Annotated in this window: 10 protein-coding genes and 1 rRNA gene; all 11 read left to right on the top strand. The window is 35.3% G+C overall.

Annotation, left to right across the window (positions count from 1 at the left end; all coding sequences use genetic code 11):
• Positions 1-105: 105 nt before the first annotated feature.
• Entirely contained in the window at positions 106-2,097 is a 1,992-nt protein-coding gene (ftsH, locus tag BUA73_RS04625; RefSeq protein WP_072902905.1) for an ATP-dependent zinc metalloprotease FtsH, read from the top strand.
• A 213-nt stretch (positions 2,098-2,310) separates the two neighbouring features.
• Positions 2,311-3,978, top strand: coding sequence for a formate--tetrahydrofolate ligase (locus BUA73_RS04620; RefSeq protein WP_072902903.1), 1,668 nt, complete (start codon positions 2,311-2,313; stop codon positions 3,976-3,978).
• Between the two features lie 165 nt (positions 3,979-4,143).
• Positions 4,144-5,292 carry a GGDEF domain-containing protein gene (locus tag BUA73_RS04615; RefSeq protein WP_072902900.1) on the top strand — a complete coding sequence of 383 codons (1,149 nt, stop codon included), beginning with the start codon at positions 4,144-4,146 and terminating at the stop codon, positions 5,290-5,292.
• Positions 5,293-5,468: 176 nt separating this feature from the next.
• Positions 5,469-6,251, top strand: coding sequence for a type III pantothenate kinase (locus tag BUA73_RS04610; protein ID WP_072902898.1), 783 nt, complete (start codon positions 5,469-5,471; stop codon positions 6,249-6,251).
• Between the two features lie 18 nt (positions 6,252-6,269).
• Positions 6,270-7,241: a tRNA dihydrouridine synthase DusB gene (dusB, locus tag BUA73_RS04605; RefSeq protein WP_072902896.1), complete on the top strand. Its 972-nt coding sequence runs from the start codon at positions 6,270-6,272 to the stop codon at positions 7,239-7,241.
• A gap of 118 nt (positions 7,242-7,359) precedes the next feature.
• Positions 7,360-7,842 carry a transcription elongation factor GreA gene (greA, locus tag BUA73_RS04600; RefSeq protein ID WP_072902893.1) on the top strand — a complete coding sequence of 161 codons (483 nt, stop codon included), beginning with the start codon at positions 7,360-7,362 and terminating at the stop codon, positions 7,840-7,842.
• Between the two features lie 11 nt (positions 7,843-7,853).
• Positions 7,854-9,842 carry a lysine--tRNA ligase gene (gene lysS / locus BUA73_RS04595; protein ID WP_072902891.1) on the top strand — a complete coding sequence of 663 codons (1,989 nt, stop codon included), beginning with the start codon at positions 7,854-7,856 and terminating at the stop codon, positions 9,840-9,842.
• 160 nt (positions 9,843-10,002) lie between these two features.
• Positions 10,003-11,394 carry a glycine--tRNA ligase gene (locus BUA73_RS04590; RefSeq protein ID WP_072902889.1) on the top strand — a complete coding sequence of 464 codons (1,392 nt, stop codon included), beginning with the start codon at positions 10,003-10,005 and terminating at the stop codon, positions 11,392-11,394.
• Between the two features lie 37 nt (positions 11,395-11,431).
• Complete coding sequence (gene murD / locus BUA73_RS04585) at positions 11,432-12,814, top strand: UDP-N-acetylmuramoyl-L-alanine--D-glutamate ligase (protein WP_072902886.1); 1,383 nt, start codon at positions 11,432-11,434, stop codon at positions 12,812-12,814.
• 882 nt (positions 12,815-13,696) lie between these two features.
• Positions 13,697-17,137 (top strand): collagenase, encoded by a 3,441-nt coding sequence (locus BUA73_RS04580; RefSeq protein WP_072902883.1) that lies wholly within the window; start codon positions 13,697-13,699, stop codon positions 17,135-17,137.
• 398 nt (positions 17,138-17,535) lie between these two features.
• A 16S ribosomal RNA gene (locus BUA73_RS04575) occupies positions 17,536-17,637 on the top strand; the annotation flags it as partial.

The raw sequence follows: 17,637 nt of genomic DNA, 5'->3' as shown, positions 1-17,637 counted from the left end.
TTTGCTATGATAGAATTTTATATGTTGGATATGTATAATTTAGTAATGAATTGTTTTATTATAAGCGAAAATAATAATATAAAAAAGAGAGGGGGGCCAGCATAAATGAAAAAAGTTTCAAGTGCAATGGTCTGGATAATAATTTTGGGTATTGCCATGTTTGCCGGCATGTTATATTTAAATTCCGACAGTGGTTCGAATGCGATGGTTTATAGCGACTTTGTACAAAAAGTCAAAAGTGACAGTATCGAAAACGTAAAGGTGCAGCAGGAGGGGAGTATTTCTGTTGTTACAGGAGAGTTAAAGAGCAGTAAGGAGAAATATGAAGTTACCATATCTACAAGATTATTGGATGAGTTAATATCTAGCGGTAAATTAGACAACTCAAAAGTTGAATATATAAAGCCAGAGAGCATTCCTTTATGGATGCAATATTTGCCACAAGTGATTCTTGTAATAAGCATAGTATTTTTTATATTTTTCATGTTCGCGCAACAGTCTCAAGGTGGAGGCGGTCGTGGAGTTATGAGCTTTGGTAAGAGCAGAGCAAAGATGGCTACTCCTGATAAAAAGACTGTGGGATTTAAGGATGTTGCAGGTGCTGATGAAGAAAAGGATGAGCTTGCTGAAGTAGTTGATTTCTTAAAACAACCTAGAAGATATGTAGAAATGGGTGCTAGAATTCCTAAAGGAATACTCCTTGTGGGACCACCAGGAACAGGTAAAACCTTATTGGCAAAAGCTGTTGCGGGGGAAGCTGGTGTTCCATTTTTCAGCATTTCAGGTTCAGATTTTGTAGAAATGTTTGTAGGTGTTGGTGCATCTAGAGTTAGAGATCTGTTTGAAAAAGCAAAGGAAAATGCACCTTGTATTATATTTGTAGACGAAATTGATGCAGTGGGAAGGCAAAGAGGAGCAGGTTTAGGCGGAGGACACGATGAAAGAGAGCAAACTCTAAACCAATTGCTTGTTGAAATGGACGGTTTCTCAGCCAATGAAGGCATTATAATGGTGGCTGCTACTAATAGACCTGACATTCTGGATCCAGCATTATTAAGACCAGGAAGGTTTGATAGACAAATCCTTGTGGGCGCACCTGATGTTAAGGGAAGAGAAGAAATTCTAAAGATACATTCAAGAAATAAACATCTAGCAGAGACAGTAGAGTTAAAAGTACTAGCAAAGAGAACTCCTGGATTTACAGGTGCTGATCTTGAAAACCTTATGAATGAGGCAGCGTTGCTTGCTGTTAGGGAAAACAAAAAGGTAATAGGTATGGACGAATTAGAAGAAGCTATAACAAGAGTTATAGCGGGTCCAGAAAAGAAGAGTAGAGTTATAAATGATGAAGATAAAAAGCTGACAGCTTACCATGAAGCAGGTCACGCAGTTGTTATGCAGCATCTTAAACACTCCGATCCAGTTCACGAAATAAGCATAATACCAAGAGGCATGGCTGGAGGATACACCATGAATCTTCCGGAAAAGGATACTAGTTATACATCAAAATCTAAACTTTTAGATGAGATGGTAGGTCTTCTTGGGGGAAGAGTGGCTGAAAAGCTTGTTCTTGGGGATATTAGTACTGGTGCAAAAAATGATATTGATCGAATGAGTTCTATAGCTAGAAAAATGGTGCTTGAATACGGTATGTCTGATGAATTAGGACCTTTGTCCTATGGAACCAATCACGGTGAAGTTTTCTTGGGCAGGGATTTAGGTCATGAGAGAAATTACAGTGAGGAAGTGGCTGCAAAAATAGACAAAGAAGTTAACAAGCTTAGCTTTGATGCTTATGATAGAGCTGAGACCATCTTGAAGGAAAATATAAAGGAACTTCATGATGTGGCAAATGCCCTATTAGAAAGAGAACGTTTATCAGGAGAGGAATTCCTTATGGTTCTTCAGGGAAAAGAACTACCACCTGTAGAGCATTCAGAGGATGCAAAGGGTACATCATCATCTCCAGTTGAGAACAGCAAAGAAAAACAAGAAGATGTGGTAGATGTTAAAGAAAAAACGACTACAAATTCAGAAGAAGAACTATTGCTTCAAAAAGATGAAAACAAAGAAGAACTTAAGGACGAAGAGAAGTAAGAAAGTCCATGTTCTATAGGTTAACTTAAAATGAATTGACGGACGTATAAAATGGAAAAATACATTTTGTACGTCTTTTTTGTCAAATGTGTTTATTTTATCGTTAAAAAATTGTTTTTTATAGGATATATGGGTTTTATGTGATATAATAAACGCATAATCTTTATTTATGCAGTAAAAAATATTCGTGTTTAATTATAAGGAGGATAAGCCATGAAATCAGACATTGAAATTGCACAGGAAGCGAAAATGTTAAACATAATGGAAATTGCCAGAAAAATCAATGTTCAAGAAGAGGAAATTGAACAATACGGAAGATACAAGGCTAAAATTAGTTTAGATGTTTTGAATAAAGACAGTGATAAAAAAGGCAATCTTATTCTAGTTACTGCTATAAACCCAACTCCAGCAGGGGAAGGCAAATCTACAGTTACTATAGGCTTAAGTCAGGCGTTGAATAAAATAAATAAAAATTCCATTGCTGTTTTAAGGGAACCATCCTTAGGACCTGTATTTGGTGTTAAAGGAGGAGCAGCTGGTGGAGGATACGCTCAGGTTGTTCCTATGGAAGATATAAATCTTCATTTTACTGGAGATATGCATGCTATTACTGCAGCAAATAATTTATTAAGTGCAACTATAGACAATCATATACATCAGGGGAATCAATTAAATATTGACAGCAGAAGAATTAAATTTAAAAGAGTAATGGATATGAACGACAGAGCTCTTAGAAGCATTGTAGTTGGCATGGGTGGAAAACCAAATGGATATTTAAGAGAAGATGGTTTTATGATAACTGTGGCTTCTGAAATTATGGCTATTCTTTGCCTTTCAAAAGATCTTATGGACTTAAAGGAAAGAATGGGGAACATACTTATTGCATATTCCGTGGACAATAAACCTATATATTGCAAGGATCTTAAAGTAAATGGAGCTATGGCTCTTCTTATGAAGGATGCTATAAAGCCAAATCTAGTGCAGACTTTAGAAAACACTCCTGCTATAATACATGGTGGTCCGTTTGCTAACATTGCCCATGGTTGTAACAGTCTTATTGCAACAAAGATGGGATTGAAATTATGCGATTATGCAGTAACAGAGGCAGGTTTTGGTGCTGATCTTGGTGCTGAAAAATTCTTCGACATAAAATGCAGATTTGGAGGATTGAAGCCGAATTGTGTAGTTATAGTTGCTACAATTAGGGCTTTAAAGCATCACGGTGGAGTTAAGAAGGATGAGTTAAACAATGAAAATATGGCTGCTCTTGAAAAGGGTATAGGAAACCTTGAAAAACACATAGAAAATGTGAAGAAATATGGTGTTCCTTGTATAGTTGCTATAAATAAATTCTCTAGTGACACTGAAAATGAGGTTAAGTTCATCGAAGATTTCTGCCGTAGCCATGGAGTGGAAGTATCTCTTTGCGAAGTATGGGGCAAAGGTGGAGATGGTGGAGTAGATTTAGCAGAAAAAGTGGTAGATTTAATAGAAAGAGAAGAAACACATTTTAAACCTATATATGATGAAAATTTATCTATAAAGGAAAAAATACAGATTATAGCCAAGGAAATCTATGGTGCTGATGGTGTAGAATTTGAAAGTGGAGCATTGAAGAACATAAAAGAAATCGAAGACATAGGTCTAGATAAAATGCCTATTTGTATGGCTAAAACACAGTATTCTCTATCTGATAATCCATCTCTTCTTGCAAAACCAAATGGATTTAAAGTAACAGTAAGAGAAGTAAGAGTTTCTAGTGGAGCTGGATTTATTGTGGCTCTTACGGGAAGCATCATGACTATGCCTGGACTTCCAAAAATACCAGCTGCAAACAATATGGATATTTCAACAGATGGTGTAATTACAGGCTTATTCTAAAAAAAGTACCTAGGTATAAAAAATAGGATAAATATTGGGTCTCTACAGGAATTTTTCTGTGGAGGCCTTTTTCTACAGGAATACTTGTTGTTAATACAATTAAAATGATATAATAGCTGTAAACATAATTTTTAGCTTTATAATTGATAAATGAGGTGAACAAATGTGAATGCCTATAACATAATGTATGTGTGTATGGACATGGTGGGAATTGCTATTTTATCATTAATGTACTTTAACTTTGGCTACAAATATATAAAAAAAAGTGAGATGGATGATAAATTATTTTCAGTTATGCTTGTTCTGAATATACTATTATTAGTGACAGATATGCTCATGTGGTTGCTAAACGGCAAAATGTTTTGGGGCGCAAGGAATATGAATATTGCCTCTACTGTCGCGTATTACATTATGCATCCTATGATATGTTGCACTTGGCTTCTGTACTGTGATTACAAAATTTATGAAGATGTTAGGAGAATAAAAAAGCGAATTATTATATATATAATGCCTATATTGATTACTTTAATACTTATTTGGAAAAGCTTCGCTTCGCCTATCTTGTTTAACATTAGTGCTGAAAATATATATAGCCGTGGGAAATATTACTTTGTATGTGTTATTATTAATGTAATGTATTTTGTCCATGCTTATCTTGTAACCATATTATTTCTTAGGAAAAGCAAACAAATTTTAAAGAAGGAAAAGATCAAATTTTTATTGAAATATCCCATAGTGCCAATTGTAGGTCTAATTATACAAAATTTATTTCTAGGTGTGTCAGTGTTGTGGACTTCCTCTGCCATAGCATTGCTAATTATCTATATTAACCTTCAAAACACTAAAATGACTACGGATGCACTTACGGGGATTAATAATAGGTTAACATTCGAATCCTACATAGATTACAAGATTCGATATAGAAATAAGGGGAATTTACTATTTATTTTGATGATAGATATTGATAAATTTAAAAGCATTAATGATAATTATGGCCATTTGGTTGGCGATGAGGCTTTAAAGGACGCAGCTAAGATCCTTGCTAGTTCAGTAAAGCGGTCAGATTTTGTGGCTAGACTAGGTGGAGATGAATTTGTAGTTATTGGTGAAAGAGGTAGAGAAACGGCGGTTATAGATACTATAAAGACAATAAACGATGAAATTCACAAGTTTACAATGGAATCCGACAAACCTTATGTTTTGTCTATGAGTATTGGGTACGCAGTATTGGCACCTAATGAAATTAAAAGCGTGGATGAGCTTACCTCTGAGGCTGATGAGAGGATGTATATACAAAAGCAAAGCACTAAATAGCCTTACTTCCCATATATAGACATATGAAGATATAGTAAAAATTTAAATTGATTATTAAATTAACTTGACAAAAATATTTCAATTGATAAAATTAGAGTATTGATTATAGGAAAATAAAAGCGGCTTTGTGCTGCTTTTATTATTGCTAGGAGTATTGCTAGGAGGTGTTTTTTTAAGTGATTCTGGTTATGGATATAGGGAATACCAATATTGTTATAGGTGCCTATAAGGATGAAATTCTTCAGGGATATTGGAGGATGTGTACAGATACCAGTAAAACCTGTGATGAATATGGTGTTTTGATTTGCAAAATGTTTGAAATAAGTAATATACATATTGATGATATAAAAGGTGTTATTATCTCTTCTGTAGTACCACATATAATGTATACTATAGAGCATATGGTAAAAAAATATTTCGACAAGAAACCCGTCATCGTGGGGCCAGGTATAAAAACGGGAATAAATATAAAATATGATAATCCTAAAGAGGTTGGGGCTGACAGAATAGTCAATGCTGTATCTGCCTACGAGAAATACAAGCGCCCTCTAATCGTTATAGATTTTGGAACAGCTACTACCTTTTGTGCTATAACAAAAAAAGGCGATTATTTAGGTGGAACCATATGCCCAGGAATTAAGATTTCTACGGAAGCTCTAATTCAAAAAGCAGCAAAACTACCGGAAGTAAACTTGATAAGGCCTAAACAAGTTATATGTACCAATACTATTTCAGCAATGCAATCTGGAATTATATTTGGGTATGTAGGTCAAGTGGATTACATCGTCAATAAGATGAAAAAAGAAATGATGTCTATGGGAGAGGATGAGCCATATGTAATTGCAACGGGTGGTCTATCTTCGTTAATATATGAGGATTCTATTACTATAGATAAGATAGATCCATTTCTTACTCTTGAAGGGCTAAAAATTATATACAATAAGGCTATGGCAAAATAGAAGGTAAAGGATGAAAATATGAAAATAGGCGATTTAAAATTTGATGTACCTGTGTTCTTGGCACCTATGGCAGGGGTTACAGATGTAGCCTATAGAGAGATCTGTTCCTCCATGGGGTGTGGATTAACTTACACTGAAATGGTCAGCGCAAAAGGATTATACTACGGCAGTGAAAACACTGAAGCTCTAATGAAAGTTTCAAGGGCCTGTGGACCTAGCGCCATACAGATTTTTGGCAACCATGCTGAAATCATGTCTGAAGTTTGCCAAAGATATATAAATCCAAACCCAGATTTTTGCCTTGTAGATATTAATATGGGATGTCCTGTGTCTAAAATAGTTAAAAACGGAGAAGGCTCTGCGTTAATGAAAGAGCCTTTGTTAGCTGGGCGTATTGTGGAGGCTATGAAAAAGGTAAGCACCAAGCCTGTTACTGTTAAGATGAGAATTGGATTTGACGATGAACACAAGAATGCCGTTGAGTTTGCCAAGGTGTTAGAGTCCTCTGGGGCTGATGCTATAGCGGTTCATGGAAGAACGAGACAGCAGATGTACGAGGGAAAAGCTGATTATGATATGATAGCAGAGGTGAAATCAGCTGTGGCTATACCTGTAATTGGCAACGGTGATGTTTTTTCCGCTGAGGATGCTAGAAATTTAAGAAAGATTACTGGCTGTGATGGTATACTTGTGGCTAGAGGGGCCATGGGGAATCCATGGATTTTCCAACAGATTGACTCCATGATAAGGGGCGAAGAAGTTGTTTACCCTACTGACAAGGAAAAGGTAGCGCTGTGTATAGAGCATTATGAATTGGCCTTGAAGTATGAAAACGAGTATAAGGCCGTAAGAGAAATGAGAAAGCAAATAGGGTGGTATCTTAAAGGAATTCCACGTTGTACTGACATAAAAAAATTAGTAAATTCAGATACAAATCCCGAAAAGGTACTAGAAATTTTGAAGGCTTATGAGAATGAAATTCCTATGTAAATCATATAATCAGCATATGATCGCGGTATTTCTTGACTTTGTATAGCTACTGTTTTATAATGATTAAAAGTTAATTTTAGGAACGAACAGCGAAATGAAGGGAAAAGGAGAATTTAACATGGTGGAAGCAAAAAAATTCATGATGACTCCAAATGGAATCAAAAAATTAGAAGATGAATTAGAATTTTTGAAAACTGTAAAGAGAAGAGAAATTACAGAGAAAATAAAAGTGGCATTATCCTTTGGTGATTTAAGTGAAAATGCAGAGTACGATGAAGCTAAGAATGAACAGGCATTTCTAGAAGGAAGAATAGCCGAAATCGAAAATACACTTAGAAATGCAGAAGTTATAGATGAAACAGATCTACAAGATGATATCGTAAATTTGGGTTGTATAGTAACAGTAAAGGATTATGAATTTGATGAAGAAATAGACTTTAGTATAGTCGGAACTTCTGAAGCTGATCCTATGAATTATAGAATATCAAATGAATCTCCTGTAGGAAACGCTCTTATGCGCAAAAAAGTTGGAGATGAAGTTGAAATAACAACACCAGATGGCGTTGTTAAGTACAAGATATTAGAGGTAAAAAGAGGATAGGAGGAAAAAGAATGTCAGAAGAAAAGCAATTAACAAAAGAACAGATAAAGGAACAGCGTTTGGCTCAAAAAGCTGAACAAGAATATAATGAACAGATGGGACTTAGAGTTGCAAAATTGCAGGAACTACAGAAAGACGGAAGAGATCCCTTCGATGTGTATTCTGTAAATGTAACTCATTCTTCAAAGCAAATTGCAGATAATTATGAAGAACTTGAGGGCAAGGAAGTAACCGTTGCCGGAAGACTTATGTCAAAAAGAGTCCATGGTAAGGCAGGTTTTTCAGATATTTTCGATAAAGACGGAAAAATTCAGATGTACATCAAGGTGGATGACGTTGGAGCAGAAAAGATACAAGAGTTTAAATCTTTTAATATAGGAGATATTCTTTCTGTTACTGGTCTTGTATTTAAGACTCAAACTGGTGAGGTATCTATACATATAAAAGATTTTCAGCTTGTTTGTAAGTCTATTAGACCTCTTCCAGAAAAATGGCATGGATTAAAGGATCCGGATTTAAGATACAGACATAGAGAAGTAGATGTTATAATGAATCCTGAGGTAAAAGAAAGGCTTAGAAACAGAAGCAAAATCATAAGATACGTAAGAGAATTTTTAGACAATATGGACTACTTGGAAGTTGAGACACCTATTTTATCTCCAATTGCAAGTGGTGCTGCTGCTAGACCATTTGTAACTCACCACAATTCTCTAGGTATAGATATGCACCTTAGAATAGCAACAGAGCTTTTCCTTAAGAGATTAATTGTGGCAGGTTATGACAGAGTATATGACTTAGGAAAGAACTTCAGAAATGAAGGAATAGATATAAGACACAACCCAGAGTTCACCATGATAGAGTTATATCAGGCTTATGCTGATTACAATGATATGATGGAGATTACTGAAAACATGATATCCTACGTATCACAAAAAGTTCTTGGCACTATGAAGGTAAACTACCAGGGTACTGAAATAGACTTAACTCCTCCATGGAGAAGGATTACTATGGTAGATGCAGTAAAAGAACATGCTGGGGTGGATTTCTCACAGATTAAAACTGACGAAGAAGCACAGGCTCTTGCAATAGAAAAACACCTAGAATTCAAAAAAGATATTAAGCACTGTACAAAGGGTGATATCTTAAATGCATTCTTTGAGGAGTATGCAGAGGAGAAGATGATACAACCAACTTTCATATGTGACTACCCAGTAGAAATTTCACCTCTTACAAAAAAGAAGAGAGGAAATGAAGAGTTTACAGAGAGATTTGAAGGCTTTATATATGGAAGAGAAATCTGTAATTCTTACTCTGAGTTAAATGACCCAATAGTGCAGAGGCAGAGATTTGAGCAGCAAGCCAATGAAAGAGAGCTTGGAGACGATGAAGCATACCAGATCGACGAAGATTTTATGTACTCTCTTGAAATCGGTATGCCACCTACAGGAGGGCTTGGTATAGGCCTTGATAGAATAATCATGTTCTTGACAGATGCTTATTCTATAAGGGACGTAATACCTTTCCCAACCATGAAGCCATTGAGCACTGGTTCAGAAAGTTCCAAGGAAGCACCAGCACTTGCTCACAAGGTTTCAGAAAAAGCTGATTCAGTTTGTGAAAACATAGATTTTTCTAAGGTTGAAATCGAACCTTTGTTTAAGGATTGTATAGACTTTGAGACTTTCGCTAAGTCTGATTTCAGGGCTGTGAAGGTTAAAGAGTGTACAGCTGTGCCTAAGAGTGCAAAACTTCTTAAGTTTGTTTTAGACGATGGAAGTGGTGAGGACCGTGTAATTTTAAGTGGCATCCACGATACCTACGAGCCAGAAGAACTAATTGGAAAGACGCTTATTGCAATTACAAACCTTCCTCCTAAAAAGATGATGGGTATAGATTCTTGTGGTATGATTATTTCAGCTGTTCACCATGAAGAGGGTGTGGAGAAACTTCATTGCCTAATGGTAGACGATCACATTCCAGCAGGTGCAAAGCTGTATTAAATTTTAGGAATAGATATTTGTATTTTAAAGAGGAAACCCTATGGTAAATATTTAAAAGGGGGTTCCTCTTTTTTATTGTAGTTATAAACTTTAGTTGCCCTAAAAGGAAAAAAACTATATAATCTATATATCTAATGAAATAAGATTAGGAGTGAAAATTATGGCAGTTGAAAAAACTATGGAAAAAATCGTTGCACTGTGTAAGACTAGAGGCTTTGTCTTTCCAGGGTCAGAGATATATGGAGGACTTGCAAATTCGTGGGATTATGGTCCTCTTGGTGTAGAGTTAAAAAATAACGTTAAAAAAGCATGGTGGAAGAAGTTTATACAAGAGAGCCCTTACAATGTAGGTATAGATTCGGCTATAATCATGAATCCAGAAACTTGGGTAGCTACAGGACACGTGGGAAACTTCTCCGATCCTCTAATGGATTGTAAGGATTGTAAGTCTAGATTTAGAGCAGATAAAATCATTGAGGATTACATGACATCCCAGGGTGCAGAAGTGGCATCAGCAGATGGGTGGACTAATGAACAGTATGCCGCTTACATTAAAGAACACGAAATAGTGTGCCCAAACTGTGGAAAAAAGAATTTTACAGATATAAGAAAGTTTAATCTTATGTATAAAACTTTTCAAGGTATAACAGAGGATTCAAAATCAGAAGTATACCTAAGACCAGAAACTGCTCAAGGGATATTTGTGAACTTTAAATCTGTGCAGAGAACTACAAGAAAGAAAATCCCCTTTGGTATAGGACAAATAGGAAAATCCTTTAGAAATGAAATTACACCAGGTAACTTCACTTTTAGAACAAGAGAGTTTGAACAGATGGAATTAGAATTCTTCTGTAAACCAGGTACGGATCTTGAATGGTTTGCATTCTGGAAAGAATATTGCCTAAATTTCCTTTACAATTTAGGATTATCAAAGGAAAATGTAAGATATAGAGATCATGAGGAGAAGGAATTATCCTTCTACAGTAATGCCACTACAGATATAGAGTACTTGTTCCCATTTGGGTGGGGTGAGCTTTGGGGCATAGCCGATAGAACAGACTACGACTTAAATAGACATGGAACACATTCAGGCACTGACATGAGCTACATGGATCCTAATACTAATGAAAAATATGTACCATACTGTGTTGAACCATCTGTAGGTGCAGATAGAGTTACTTTGGCTTTCCTTGTAGAAGCTTATGATGAGGAACAACTTCAGGATGGAGATTCAAGAAATGTACTTCATTTCCATCCAGCCTTGGCTCCGTTTAAAGCTGCGGTCCTACCTCTTTCAAAGAAGCTTTCTGAAAAGGCCGATGAAGTATATGCAGAGCTTAGAAAGAAGTACAATGTGGATTATGATGAAACAGGAAGTATAGGAAAGAGATATAGAAGACAGGATGAAATTGGTACTCCGTATTGTATCACTGTGGACTTTGATACCTTAGAGGATAACACTGTAACTGTAAGAGATAGGGATAGCATGGATCAGATAAGAATAAAAATAGAAGAGCTAGATAAATTCATAGAAGAAAAGATTCAATTCTAGAACTAGAATTTAGGTGGCATTTTTAGGTGGTGTGAAAATGAGAAAGAACTTTGAAGAATTTAAAAAATTCATAAAAGGTAAAAACGTAGCAGTGGTGGGTGTAGGAATAAGCAATATGCCTCTTATATTCTTCCTAGTAGAGCTTGGGGCAAAGGTAACTGCCTTTGATAAGAAAACTGCAGATAAAATTGATGATGAGTTTATGAAAAGAGCTAGGGAAAATCATGTGGACCTTGTACTAGGGGAAGGATATTTGGATAAACTTGTAGGTTTTGATGTGGTGTTCAAAACTCCTGTTATGAGAATAGACAATGCTGCTCTTGTAAAAGCAAAGGAAGAAGGGGCATATATAACTTCGGAAATGGAGGAATTCGTCAAATACTGTCCGTGTAAAATTTACGGTGTGACAGGTAGTGACGGAAAAACTACTACCACGACCCTTATATATAAAATGCTTTCAGAGCAAGGATTTAAAACATGGGTCGGCGGAAATATAGGAAAACCTTTATTTGCCTCTATTGAAGAAATAACAGCTGGGGATAGAGTGGTTGTAGAACTTTCAAGTTTCCAACTTATGACCATGGACGTTTCTGTTGATATAGCAGCCATCACCAACTTAAGCCCAAATCATCTTGATATGCATAAAGATATGCAGGAGTATATTGATGCAAAGAAAAATATTTTTAAATATCAGCAACATGATGGAAGATTGATATTGAACAGGGAAAATGAAATAACATACTCCATGATTTCAGAAGGAAAAGGATCCGTCGAACTTTTCAGTAGTAAAAGGGATATTGAAAGCGGGGCATACTTTAAGGAAAATGTATTGTATGTTAAAGATAAAGCAGTTTGCAAAAAAGATGATATCGTGATAAAAGGTATGCACAATGTGGAAAACTATCTAACAGCGTTTTTAGCTGTAAATGAGGAAGTTGATATAGAAAATATGAAGAAGGTTGCAGAAACCTTTGCTGGTGTTGAGCATAGGGGTGAATTTGTAAGAGAAATTAAAGGCGTTAAGTACTTTAATGACTCTATTGCCTCTAGCCCAACGAGAACTCTTGCAACTATGAGTTCTTTCCCTCAGCCGGTGATACTTATTGCCGGGGGCTATGATAAAAATATTTCTTACCAGCCCTTAGCTGACCAAGGTTATAAATATATAAAGTCCATGATTCTTTTAGGTGACACAAAAGTGAAAATTCAAGAGGCATTCATGAAACTAAAAGAAGAGAAAAATATAGAAATTCCTACTTGTGTTGTGGATAACATGGAGGAAGCTGTGAATAAGGCTAAAGCTATTGCAGAAAATGGGGATTATGTACTTTTATCACCTGCCAGTGCTAGTTTTGATATGTTCCCCAATTTTGAAGTGAGAGGCAATATATTTAAATCAATTGTGAACAACTTAGAGTAGTCATAGTTTTAAAATGGTTTAAGTGTGAAATTATTTATTAATAAAGAGCAGTGTTGCTTTGATTGTACATCATGGTAGCGCTGCTCTATTTTTGCGCCCTTTGATGGAAGAGGAGAAGGACAATTTGTGAACTTTTTTTGAACTTTTTTAATTAGTTCAAAAACAATATTAAAAAAAAATAATTATTGAATACCAAAAAAATACATAAATATAGAAAACCTTATCATTGTTAAATAAATAACAATAAAGTTTTAATGAAATTTAAGGTTTTCGCAAATTTTGTTTTATATAATATATAAATTAAAAACAAATAATATTTAAGAATCACCAAGGCATACATATAAAGGAAATTTTTTTTGAGAAACATATATTTATTTATAAAATGTATTAATTTATCCAGCGATAATGTGAACAAATTTTGAAAAATAAAAATCGACATGACAATACAATAACATTATACATAATATTGAGAAAATTATAAAATGCACTTTACAAAACGTTAAAAAAGTATTAACATAATATTAACCTAAATAAACAAAAGCTTTTCACGGAAACACAAGTGATTGCGATACTAGAATAGTTTTATTTGATTTTATAATAATTTAAGAAATATGTATTTATAATACAAATTCTGCAAGAACATTAAGGCGTAATTGCAAAATTGTTGCCGGTGATGATTTTAATAATTATTATAATAGGACAATCACTTTCGTTTAAATAAGCCTTTGTTAACGAAATAACTATATTGCTAAAAGGGTGATTTAGGCCAATTGCTTTATTAAAAAAAGGTTTCTTGCTTTAGCAAGGGTTGCTATAGCTAAAGCTTGGAACAATTAATTATTGTTCAACACAAAAATAAAAAAATAAAAGGAGAGGGAAAAAATGAAAAGAGAAACAAAGAAATCTAGCGGATTAAGACAGAAGTTAGCTCTAACATGTGTAGCTGTATTTACAGCTGTAAATACAAGCTCAGTAGTTCTTGCAGCAGCACCAGTAAGAAACATGGTTCCAGTTAACCAAAAAATCCAGAAGGATCAGAAGACTTTGGATTTAAGCAGTGCAAGCAAAGATGAAGTAACTAAGGCTATAATGGGAATGAGAGAGGAATCATCAGATGACTTCATGTTCGTAAGAGATAAGGATATGAAAGCTATCAAAACAACTATGCCAAATAAGCCACAGAACGCTCCAAGTGGACAGAGAGCTGTTGCAGGTCTTCCTTCATACACTTTAGCACAGTTAAAATCTATGAGCTACTCATCAATGATGAACGCAATTGCAAGTACTTCATGGGAAAACATTTCAGATTTATTCCAGAACACTGCAGAAAGTAGATCATTCTACAATGATACAGCTCGTTTCAAATATTTATTATCTGATCTTGCAACAAGAGGAGCTAGCTTTACATCAACTGATGATAAGGGAATACCTACTATAGTTGAGGTTATAAGATCAGGTTACTATTTAGGATACTACAATACAGCTGATTTCCCAGGAATGTGGACAAAGGATATGGCAAAATTAGCACTTCCTGCACAGAGAAACATCCTAAATAACCCGTATTGCAACTACGGAACTGAAGTTCAAAACAATGTTATAGAAGCTTTCGGTTCGTTGATCGGAAACTCAACTTGTGATACAACCATTGCAAATCAAGCCGCAAGATTAATAGAAGACTTTAGAACGAATTATGTTGAATACTTAAAGGACCTTAAGAAATCTAATGCGGTATTTAAAGTAATGAGCGGTGTAGGATATGTATACTACATGGAAACCTACGATTATTGGGGACAAGATGCTACATCAATGCCATCTTTCGGGAAAATTGATACATTCATTGATGCCTTAATTCATATATCTGATTTGAGAAATTTGAGTTCAAATGATCAGTGGTTAGTTGATAATGGATTATACTACATGGGTCAGTTAGGAAAGCTATATAGCAATCAAAATTATATATTACAGTTATTAACTACAAAAATGGACAATGCACAAAAATACTCGGCAGTATTCTTCTCAGCTGCAAGTCAGATAAGTGAAAACTTTAATGGCATAAACTCTCGTGGACAAAACATCAACTACGAACAACTTCAAAAAGAAGGTAATGAGTTCTGGATGCCTAAACACTATACATTTGACGATGGAGCAATCCAGATTCAAGCTGGAGACAAAGTATCACCAGAAAAGATCGAAAGAATGTATTGGGCAACTAAAGAAGTTGAATCTCAATTCTTCAGAGTTAATGGAGTTGATAAAGCTTTAGAACCAAACAATGCTGATAAAGTTCTTACAATCAGATTATTTAACTCACCAGAAGAATACAAGATGAACTCCTATTTAAATGGAATTAGTACCGATAATGGTGGTATGTATATCGAGCCTTATGGAACATTCTACACTTATGAAAGAACTAGAGAGGAAAGCGTATACAGCTTAGAAGAATTATTCAGACATGAATTCACTCACTATTTACAAGGTAAGTACCAAGTGCCAGGTATGTGGGGCCAAGGAGACTTCTACAAAAATAATGAATTAGAATGGTTTGATGAAGGAACTGCAGAGTTCTTCGCAGGTTCAACAAGAACAAATGGTGTTCAGCCAAGATCTGCTATTATAGGCTACCTTTCTTCAGATCAGGCTAAGAGGTTTACTCTAAGCAGATTATTCAAATCAGGATATGCAAGTGGATGGGATTTCTATAACTATGGTTGGGCGTACGTATCATACATCTACAATAATGATATAGCAACATTAAGAAATATAAATGAAAGTATAGTTAAATCTGATATAAATTCATTTAGAACTATTCTACAAAACCAGGCTAACAACTCAAACACAGAAGCTGCTTACCAGGCATACATGGAGAGGGTTCTAGCTGATTCTACAATAGGAACTCCACTTGTATCAGATGCTTACGTACAGACTCATGCAAAAAGAAGCTTAGCTCAGATAAAAAGCGACTTAATGAGTGCTACAGGAATAAACAGCTTCAGTGAATCTAAAACTACTTCACCAAAATTCAGCACATTTAAATTAGAAGGAGTTTATACAGGTTCAGCTTCACAAGGCAAGACAGCAGACTGGAAAGCAATGAACGCAAAAGCAAATGAAATGCTTGCACAGTTATCAAATATGGGATGGTCAGGCTACGAAACAGTAACTTGCTACTTCACTAACTACAAAGTTGTTAATGGTGCATACCAGTTTAACATAGTATTTAGAGGATTATTAAATGACAACAGCTCAGTTGTAAATCCAGAAAACCAAGCTCCAATAGCTGTTATAGATGCAAAATCAGCTGCAAAAGTAAATGAATCAGTAAGCTTCAGTTCAAGCAGATCTGCTGATATGGATGGAAGAATAGTATCTCAGAAATGGAACTTTGGTGATGGAACTACAAGCACAGAGGCAAATCCAACTCACGCATTTGCAACAGATGGAACATTTACAGTAACATTAAAAGTTACTGATGAAAAAGGTGCTACAGGTGAAAAAACAATGACTATAGTTGTAACTAAAGATGTTGTTGTAGACCCAGTAGACCCAGTAGATCCAGTAGATCCAGTTACTCCAGGTGCTGCTTTAACAACTGAAAAAGAATCAAATGATACTTTTGCAGATGCCGATAAGAACGGTTTCCTTGGAAACAACGTTGTTCTAAATGGTAGACTTAGCGATACAGATGACTTCGACTACTATGCTTTTGAAGTTGATAAGTCAGGGGAAGTAGAGATAAAAGTTACAGGCGTTAATACAAGTGCAACATGGGTTGTATTCAATGCTAATAACCCAGGCAGCTATGTTTGTTGGCCACAGTACACAGACGGAAACTCTAAAATTGGTAAATTCAATGCTGCACCAGGAAAATACTACATCCAGTTCTACGCAACAAGCAGTGTATACAACAGAGACTATAGCTTAGTAATGTCTGGAATAAAATCTTACGGATCAAACCAGGGACAACCAGTAGATGGTATCGTAAACGAAATCGAGCCAAACGATACTGCTTCACAAGCTAGTGCTGTTATAAAGAGTAATACAAAAGGACAAGGTACATTAACTGCAGGTGATTGTGATTTATTCGCATTTAATGTAGACAACTATGGAAAAGTTGATATAAGAGTTGACGGTGCAGGATATAACTACACATGGGTAGTATTCAGAGAAGGAAATGAAAATAACTTTGTATGTTGGAACCAGAATTCTGACGCACAGGGTGGTTCAGGAAGCTTTGAAGCTGCTCCAGGTAAATACTTTATCATGTTATACTCTTACGGTAGTTCAAATATAAACTACAACGTATCAATAAAAGGTATAAGATAAGTAAAATTTAATTTCACAAAACAATAGATAATTGATTCTATAATGAACAATTCTAAGCTTTGGTTAGAGTTCTTGCTCTATACCAGAGCTTAGAGTTTGTTTTTTACAAGATTATTAGTAAAATATTTAAAGAAATGTATTGACAAATAAATATGAACTTGATATTATGTTAAAGTAGCTTATGTAGCTACATTGGTCTTTGAAAATTAAACAGAATAAAAGAAATAAACAAACTCGTATTCTTTTGAATAACAAGTAAGTAAAATGCTTAGCAAGTAATGCTTCGAGCAAGAGATAATATCTCAATAAAAGAGCAGATACAAGTTAGGGTAGCAAGGTAACTCCTCAGCGCAGCTGATGAGTAAGATGCTGCACGAAACAAGTTTCTAGCATCATCTTAAATTGAGAGTTTGATCCTGGCTCAGGACGAACGCTGGCGGCGTGCTTAACACATGCAAGTCGAGCGATGAAATCCCTTCGGGGATGGATTAGCGGCGGAC

The organism is Hathewaya proteolytica DSM 3090 (genome assembly GCF_900142225.1).
GTDB lineage: Bacteria > Bacillota > Clostridia > Clostridiales > Clostridiaceae > Hathewaya > Hathewaya proteolytica.
The sequence above is the reverse complement of the archived record's forward strand: the minus strand, read 5'-3'. Positions and strand labels throughout refer to the sequence as shown.

Coding starts and splice junctions, on each gene's coding strand:
- dusB (WP_072902896.1), top strand. CDS start 6,270: ATGAAAATAGGCGATTTAAAATTTGATGTACCTGTGTTCTTGGCACCT.
- BUA73_RS04620 (WP_072902903.1), top strand. CDS start 2,311: ATGAAATCAGACATTGAAATTGCACAGGAAGCGAAAATGTTAAACATA.
- ftsH (WP_072902905.1), top strand. CDS start 106: ATGAAAAAAGTTTCAAGTGCAATGGTCTGGATAATAATTTTGGGTATT.
- murD (WP_072902886.1), top strand. CDS start 11,432: ATGAGAAAGAACTTTGAAGAATTTAAAAAATTCATAAAAGGTAAAAAC.
- lysS (WP_072902891.1), top strand. CDS start 7,854: ATGTCAGAAGAAAAGCAATTAACAAAAGAACAGATAAAGGAACAGCGT.
- greA (WP_072902893.1), top strand. CDS start 7,360: ATGGTGGAAGCAAAAAAATTCATGATGACTCCAAATGGAATCAAAAAA.
- BUA73_RS04590 (WP_072902889.1), top strand. CDS start 10,003: ATGGCAGTTGAAAAAACTATGGAAAAAATCGTTGCACTGTGTAAGACT.
- BUA73_RS04580 (WP_072902883.1), top strand. CDS start 13,697: ATGAAAAGAGAAACAAAGAAATCTAGCGGATTAAGACAGAAGTTAGCT.